This is a genomic window from Nonomuraea indica (genome assembly GCF_002850745.1).
Lineage (GTDB): Bacteria > Actinomycetota > Actinomycetes > Streptosporangiales > Streptosporangiaceae > Nonomuraea > Nonomuraea indica.
The window spans coordinates 55,553-62,535 of record NZ_KZ559488.1; the positions used below are offsets into that span (position 1 = coordinate 55,553).

7 protein-coding genes, 1 pseudogene and 2 riboswitches are annotated in these 6,983 nt (G+C 70.6%); of the genes and pseudogenes, 7 read left to right on the forward strand and 1 reads right to left on the reverse strand.

All coding sequences use genetic code 11. The features are described 5' to 3' along the window. Positions 1-260: pseudogene (locus CXR44_RS41390) on the reverse strand (ethanolamine permease); the annotation flags it as partial. Positions 261-452: 192 nt separating this feature from the next. Here CXR44_RS41390 and CXR44_RS34735 point away from each other — a divergent pair. The 7 genes from CXR44_RS34735 to CXR44_RS34765 all read left to right on the forward strand — a co-directional run. Continuing rightward, entirely contained in the window at positions 453-1,838 is a 1,386-nt protein-coding gene (locus CXR44_RS34735) for a glutamine synthetase family protein (protein ID WP_101790394.1), read from the forward strand. A gap of 9 nt (positions 1,839-1,847) precedes the next feature. Continuing rightward, positions 1,848-3,191: an aldehyde dehydrogenase family protein gene (locus CXR44_RS34740; RefSeq protein ID WP_101790395.1), complete on the forward strand. Its 1,344-nt coding sequence runs from the start codon at positions 1,848-1,850 to the stop codon at positions 3,189-3,191. Positions 3,192-3,196: 5 nt separating this feature from the next. After that, positions 3,197-3,961 (forward strand): 3-oxoacyl-ACP reductase, encoded by a 765-nt coding sequence (locus CXR44_RS34745; RefSeq protein WP_101790396.1) that lies wholly within the window; start codon positions 3,197-3,199, stop codon positions 3,959-3,961. 31 nt (positions 3,962-3,992) lie between these two features. After that, positions 3,993-4,682, forward strand: coding sequence for a gamma-glutamyl-gamma-aminobutyrate hydrolase family protein (locus CXR44_RS34750; RefSeq protein ID WP_101790397.1), 690 nt, complete (start codon positions 3,993-3,995; stop codon positions 4,680-4,682). Positions 4,683-4,749: 67 nt separating this feature from the next. Then, positions 4,750-4,848, forward strand: a riboswitch (glycine riboswitch). After that, a riboswitch (glycine riboswitch) is annotated at positions 4,849-4,946 on the forward strand. Between the two features lie 34 nt (positions 4,947-4,980). Next, entirely contained in the window at positions 4,981-6,066 is a 1,086-nt protein-coding gene (gcvT, locus tag CXR44_RS34755; protein WP_101790403.1) for a glycine cleavage system aminomethyltransferase GcvT, read from the forward strand. Then, complete coding sequence (gcvH, locus tag CXR44_RS34760; protein WP_101790398.1) at positions 6,063-6,452, forward strand: glycine cleavage system protein GcvH; 390 nt, start codon at positions 6,063-6,065, stop codon at positions 6,450-6,452. Before gcvT ends, gcvH begins: the two co-directional genes overlap by 4 nt. 51 nt (positions 6,453-6,503) lie before the next feature. Next, positions 6,504-6,983 (forward strand): serine dehydratase beta chain (locus CXR44_RS34765; RefSeq protein ID WP_281260316.1); only part of this gene is annotated, 480 nt, incomplete at its 3' end.

Here is a 6,983-nt window from a genome sequence, read left to right on the forward strand (position 1 = left end):
CTGGACGACATCTCCGCCAGCCCCAGCACCATGCAGGTGTACATGATCGCCATCAGGACGGTGGCGATGAGCAGGCCGCCCCAGCCTCCCTGTTCGAGGCCGAAGTTCCAGCCCGCGAAGTCCCCCGAGATGACGTAGGCGACGCCGAGCCCCGCGAGCAGCACCCACCCCGCCGCGCCCTGCTGCAGTTTGCGTTTCTCCAGATAGTCGGCGGACACCTTCTCGTAGTCGACCCCATGGACGTGTCGTTTGCTCTGCACCACGGTTGCCACCTCCGGCACGGGCCGGACCGCCGCCCTTCCAATGGGCCACGGTCGGACCATAGCTCTATGCGGCGATGGTTCGCCCCTCCTTGTCCGTCCGTCAAGCCCCGGATTGTGACGATCCGGTAAAAGCATTCTTCGAGGTGGAGGCATTGACAGCACCCTCCGCATGGTGTTTGCATGCCCTCAATGGTCTGTTTCCAGACTTTTCGCGAAGGGGCGCCCGTGAGCCTGTCAGTCGAGGAACTGAAATCCGACATCGAGGCCGGCCGCATCGACACGGTGCTGCTGGCGCTGTGCGACATGCAGGGCCGGCTGCAGGGCAAGCGCCTGTCCGCCCGCTTCTTCCTCGACGAGGTGCTCCACCACGGCTCCGAGGGCTGCAACTACCTGCTCGCCGTGGACGTCGACATGAACACCGTCGAGGGCTACGCCATGTCGTCCTGGGAGCGCGGCTACGGCGACTTCGTCATGAAGCCCGACCTGTCCACCCTGCGCAGGGTGCCGTGGCAGGAGGGCACCGCCATGCTCATGGCCGACCTGACCTGGGTGGACGGTGGAGAGGTCGCCGCCTCGCCGCGCCAGATCCTGCGCCGCCAGCTCGCCCGGCTGGCCGAGCGCGGCATGGTCGCCTGCGTGGGCACCGAGCTGGAGTTCGTCGTCTACGACAACAGCTACGAGGACGCCTGGAAGCGTGCCTACCGCGACCTGACCCCCGCCAACCTCTACAACGTCGACTACTCCCTGCTCGGCACGGCCCGCATCGAGCCGCTGCTGCGCCGCATCCGCCGTGAGATGGAAGGCGCCGGCCTCTACGTCGAGTCGGCCAAGGGCGAGTGCAACCTCGGCCAGCACGAGATCGCCTTCCGCTACGACGAGGCGCTCAAGACCTGCGACAACCACGTCATCTACAAGAACGGCGCCAAGGAGATCGCCGCCCAGGAGGGCAAGGCGATCACGTTCATGGCCAAGCCCAACCAGCGGGAGGGCAACTCCTGCCACATCCACATCTCGCTGCGCGGCCTCGACGGCGAGCCGGTGATGGCCGGCGACGGCCCGCACGGCCTGTCGGAGCTGGGCGCCCGTTTCATCGCCGGCCAGCTCGCCTGCATGCGTGAGCTGACCCTCCTGTACGCGCCCAACATCAACTCCTACAAGCGCTTCGTCCCCGGCAGCTTCGCCCCGACCGCGGTCAAGTGGGGCGTGGACAACCGCACCTGCTCGCTGCGCCTGGTCGGCCACGGGCACTCGCTGCGCATCGAGAACAGGGTGCCGGGCGGTGACGTCAACCCGTACCTCGCGGTGTCGGCGCTGGTCGCGGCGGGGCTGCGCGGCATCGACGAGGAGCTCACGCTGGAGGAGGCGTGCACCGGCAACGCCTACACCTCGGGTGCCGAGACCGTGCCGCACACGCTGCGCGACGCGCTGGAGCTGTTCGAACGCTCGAAGCTGGCCCGCGCCACGTTCGGCGACGAGGTGGTGGAGCACTATGCCAACAACGCCCGCGTCGAGCTGACGGCCTTCGACGCGGCGGTGACCGACTGGGAGCTGTTCCGCAGCTTCGAACGGATGTGACGAGAGGATATGAAGATCATCAATCCGGCGACCGAAGAAGTCGTCGCCGACGTCGAGATGGCCGACGCGGCCGAGGTGGACCGGGCCGTGGAGCGGGCCAGGAAGGCCTTCCCCGCCTGGCGCGAGGTGTCGCCCGGCGACCGGGCGAGGCTGCTGCGCAGGTTCGCCGACCTGGTCGGCGAGCACGGCGAGGAGCTCGCCCGGCTGGAGACCGCCAACGCCGGCCACCCGATCGGCAACGCCCGCTGGGAGGCGGGCAGCGTCCGCGACGTGCTGCACTTCTACGCCGGAGCGCCCGAGCGCAACCACGGCAAGCAGATCCCCGTGCCCGGCGGCGTGGACGTCACGTTCCAGGAGCCGCTGGGCGTGGTGGGCGTCATCGTGCCGTGGAACTTCCCGATGCTGATCACCAGCTGGGGCGTCGCCCCGGCGCTGGCGGCGGGCAACACGGTCATCGTCAAGCCCGCCGAGTGGACGCCGCTGACCGCGCTGCGGCTGGCCGAGCTGGCCCTGGCGGCGGGCCTCCCCGAGGGGGTGCTCCAGGTCCTGCCCGGAGCAGGGGAGGTCGCGGGCGCCCGGCTGGTCGAGCACCCCGACGTGGCCAAGATCGTGTTCACCGGGTCCACCGAGGTGGGCAAGGAGATCGCGGCCAAGGCCGCGGCGCACGTCAAGCGGATCACGCTGGAACTGGGCGGCAAGTCGGCCAACATCGTCTTCGCCGACTCCGACCTCGGCAAGGCGGCCAGGACCGCTCCCTACGCGGTCTTCGACAACTCGGGCCAGGACTGCTGCGCCCGGTCGCGGCTGCTCGTCCAGGCCGACGTGTACGACGAGTTCCTCGAACTGCTCGGGCAGGCCGTGCGCGGGGTCAAGGTCGGCGACCCGCTCGACGAGGGCACCGAGATGGGGCCGCTGGTCAGCGCCGAGCACCTCGACCGGGTGCGCGGCTTCGTCGACGACACCCCCTACCTGCAGGGCGCGTGCCCGACCGGCAAGGGCTACTGGTTCCCGCCCACGGTGCTGACCTCCAAGGTGACCGACCGCGCCTTCACCGAGGAGATCTTCGGGCCGGTCGTGTCCGTCGTGCCGTTCGCCGACGAGGAGGAGGCCGTACGGATCGCCAACGACACCCGCTACGGCCTGAGCGGCTCCATCTGGACCCGTGACGTCGGGCGGGCGCTGCGGGTGGCCAGGGCCGTCGAGGCCGGCGCCCTGTCGGTCAACTCGCACTCGTCGGTGCGCTACTGGACGCCATTCGGCGGGTTCAAGGAGTCCGGGCTCGGCCGCGAGCTCGGCCCCGACGCCCTGGCGTCGTTCACCGAGACCAAGAACGTCTTCATCTCATCGGAGTGACTCACATGCAGCGTTTGCAGGACCGCGTCGCCGTCATCACCGGCGCCGGCAGCGGCATCGGCCTGGCCACCGCGCGCCGCCTCGCCGAGGAGGGCGCCCGGGTGGTGTGCGTGGACGTCGACGACGAGGCCGGCACCAAGGCCGCGGCCGAGGTCGGCGGCCTGTACGTCAAGGCCGACGTGACGAGCGAGGCCGACGTCGCGCGGATGTACCAGACGGCGTTCGACTCCTACGGCAGCGTGGACGTCGCCTTCAACAACGCGGGCATCTCACCGCCCGACGACGACTCCATCCTGGAGACCGGCATCGAGGCGTGGCGCCGCGTCCAGGAGGTGAACCTGACGAGCGTCTACCTGTGCTGCAAGCACGTCATCCCCTACATGCGGCGGCAGGGCAGGGGCTCGATCATCAACACGGCCTCGTTCGTGGCCGTCATGGGCTCGGCGACGTCGCAGATCTCCTACACCGCCTCCAAGGGCGGCGTGCTGGCCATGTCCCGCGAGCTCGGCGTGCAGTTCGCGCGGGAGGGCATCCGGGTCAACGCCCTGTGCCCCGGCCCGGTCAACACGCCGCTGCTGCAGGAGCTGTTCGCCAAGGACCCGGAGCGGGCGCAGCGCCGCCTCGTGCACGTGCCGATGGGCCGCTTCGCCGAGGCCACCGAGATCGCCGCCGCGGTGGCGTTCCTGGCCAGCGACGACTCGTCGTTCATCACGGGGTCGGAGTTCCTGGTGGACGGCGGGATCTCCGGCGCGTACGTGACCCCGCTGTAGGAGCCGCCGGACAGTCGCTGGAGGAGTCATCGTGGGACGACCGGTCATCGGCATCACCACCTACGTCGAGCCCGCCCGGTTCACCGTGTGGGACACGACCGTGGCGCTCCTGCCGTACACGTACGTGGAGCAGGTGGAGCGGGCCGGCGGCCAGCCGGTGCTGCTGCCGCCCGCCGGCCGCCCGGCCGAGCTGGTGGGGCGGCTGGACGGGCTCATCGTGGCGGGCGGGGGCGACATCGATCCGCAGCGCTACGGCGCGGAGCCGCAGGAGCACACCGGCTACATCCGGCCGTTCCGCGACACGGCCGAGTTCGGCCTGCTGTCGGCCGCGCTGGACGGGGAACTGCCCTACCTCGGCATCTGCCGGGGGCTCCAGGTGCTCAACGTGACGCTCGGCGGCACTCTCCACCAGCACCTGCCCGACGTGGTCGGCCACACCGGGCACGCGCCGGGGCCGGGCACCTTCGGCCACCTCGGCATCCGCGCCACGCCGGGCTCGCGGGTGGCCAAGGCGCTGGGCACCGAGCCCGTGGAGGTGCCGCACTACCACCACCAGGCGGTGGACCGGCTCGCGCTGGACCTGGCCGTGACGGCCGTGGCCGAGGACGGCACGATCGAGGCGGTCGAGCTGGACGCGCCGCACTTCGCGGTGGCCGTCCAGTGGCATCCCGAGGCGGCCACCGACTGCGCGCTGTTCGAGGCGCTGGTCGCCTCCTGCTGACGGCCGCCCGGCCCGGGCAGGAGGCGACAACGACCCCGTCGCGGCACTAGGCTGGCGGCATCACCGTCGACACCGTGCGGGAGAGCGCCCTGGACAGCCATCCAGAGCCCCTGAAGGAGCAAGCCCTCCCCGCAAACCTCTCAAGGCAAAGGACCGCACGGCCGAGGTGACCTCTGGAAAGCAGGCCTTGGCGGGCCTCGCCGAAGGTGAAAGTCCGGCAAAACCCGGGCGAAGCTCTCAGGCATCCATGACAGAGGGGGAGGATGCTGGCATCCGACCCTGCCCAGAGGTGCGCTTCATGTCACGACCCACACCGCTGCGAGACGTCCACGAGAGTCTCGGCGCCAAGCTGACCGACTTCGCCGGCTGGCTCATGCCGCTGCGCTACGGCAGCGAGTCCGCCGAGCACAACGCCGTGCGCGAGGCCGCCGGCCTGTTCGACCTCTCGCACATGGGCGAGATCTTCGTGACGGGGCCCCAGGCGGCCGAGGCGCTCGACTACGCGCTGGTGGGTCACCTGTCGGCGCTGGCCGTCGGCCGCGCCCGCTACACCATGATCGTCAACGAGCGCGGCGGCGTGCTCGACGACCTCATCGTCTACCGGCTGGGCGACGAGGAGTTCATGGTCGTGGCCAACGCCTCCAACTACGAGATGGTCGCCCGCGAGCTGACCGGGCGCGCCGAGGCGTACGACGCGGTGGTCGACGACCGGTCCGAGCAGTACGCCCTGATCGCGGTGCAGGGACCGCGCGCCCAGGAGATCCTCGCCACGCTCACCGACGCCGAGCTGACCGGGCTGAAGTACTACGCGGGCCTGCCCGGCCTCGTCGACGGCCGGCAGGCGCTCATCGCCCGCACCGGCTACACCGGCGAGGACGGGTTCGAGCTGTTCGTGGCCGTCCAGGACGCGGTGCCGCTGTGGCACGCCCTGACCGCGGCCGGCAAGCCGTTCGGGCTGATCCCCGCCGGGCTGTCCAGCCGCGACACGCTCCGGCTGGAGGCCGGCATGCCGCTGTACGGCAACGAGCTGAACGCCGGTCTGACCCCGTTCGACGCGGGGCTGGGCAGGGTGGTGAAATTCGACAAGCCCGGCGACTTCGTCGGCAGGGCGGCGCTGGAGGCGGTCAAGGACGTGCCGCCGCGGCGCCGGCTGGCCGGCCTGGTCGCGCGGGGCCGCCGGGTGCCCCGTCACGGGCATCCGGTCACCAAGGACGGCGCCGTCGTCGGCGAGGTCACCAGCGGGGCTCCCTCCCAGACCCTGGGCAAGCCCATCGCGATGGCCTATGTCGACACCGGGGCCGGTGAAGGCCTGACCGTGGACATCCGGGGCAGCCAGGAACCAGTGGACCTCGTTGAGCTGCCCTTCTACAGGAGGAACAAGTGAGCAACATCCCCGACGAGCTGAGCTACACCAAGGAGCACGAGTGGGTGGCCGGGCTCGACGAGTCCGTCACCGTGACCGTGGGCATCACGGCGTACGCCGCCGAGGCCCTGGGCGACGTGGTCTACGTGCAGCTTCCCGAGGCCGGCTCGACCGTGGAGGCCGGTGACTCGGTCGGCGAGGTGGAGTCCACCAAGTCGGTGAGCGAGATCTACGCCCCCCTCGGCGGCGAGGTCGTCGAGGTCAACCAGGCCGTCGTGGACGACCCGTCGCTGGTCAACAACGACCCTTACGGCGAGGGCTGGATGTTCCGCGTGCGCGTGGAGGGCGACCCCGAGGACCTGCTCTCGGCCGAGGAGTACAAGGCACTCACCTCGGGCGAGTCCTGACCGAACGCCGGGGCCCGGCCGGGCCCCGGCCCTGATGAGAGGCGCACATCAATGGCGATCAGCGTCTTCGACCTGTTCAAGATCGGTATCGGGCCGTCGAGTTCGCACACGGGCGGGCCGATGGCCGCCGCTCACCGGTTCGCGCGCGGGCTGCGCGAGGACGGGCTGCTGGAGCGGGTGGCGCGGGTCGAGGCGGTCCTGTACGGCTCGCTCGGGCTGACCGGCAAGGGCCACGGCAGCGACAAGGCCGTCCTGCTCGGCCTGTCGGGCGACAAGCCCGAGCTGGTGGACGTGGACGGCATCGACGCCCGGCTGGCCGAGATGCGCGAGCGCGGCACGGTGCGGCTGGCCGGCGTGCGCGAGATCCCGTTCGTCGTCGGTGAGGACCTCGTCTTCGAGCGGAAGGTGTCGCTGCCCGGCCATCCCAACGGCATGCGGTTCACCGCCCGTGACGGTGACGGCACGGTGCTGCGCGAGAAGGTGTACTACTCCGTCGGCGGCGGGTTCGTGGTGGACGAGAACGCCGCCGGC

Bases quoted from the DNA above. Each gene is read 5' to 3' on its own strand.
- CXR44_RS34740 (WP_101790395.1), top strand. From the start codon at position 1,848: ATGAAGATCATCAATCCGGCGACCGAAGAAGTCGTCGCCGACGTCGAG.
- CXR44_RS34735 (WP_101790394.1), top strand. From the start codon at position 453: ATGGTCTGTTTCCAGACTTTTCGCGAAGGGGCGCCCGTGAGCCTGTCA.
- CXR44_RS34745 (WP_101790396.1), top strand. From the start codon at position 3,197: ATGCAGCGTTTGCAGGACCGCGTCGCCGTCATCACCGGCGCCGGCAGC.
- gcvT (WP_101790403.1), top strand. From the start codon at position 4,981: ATGTCACGACCCACACCGCTGCGAGACGTCCACGAGAGTCTCGGCGCC.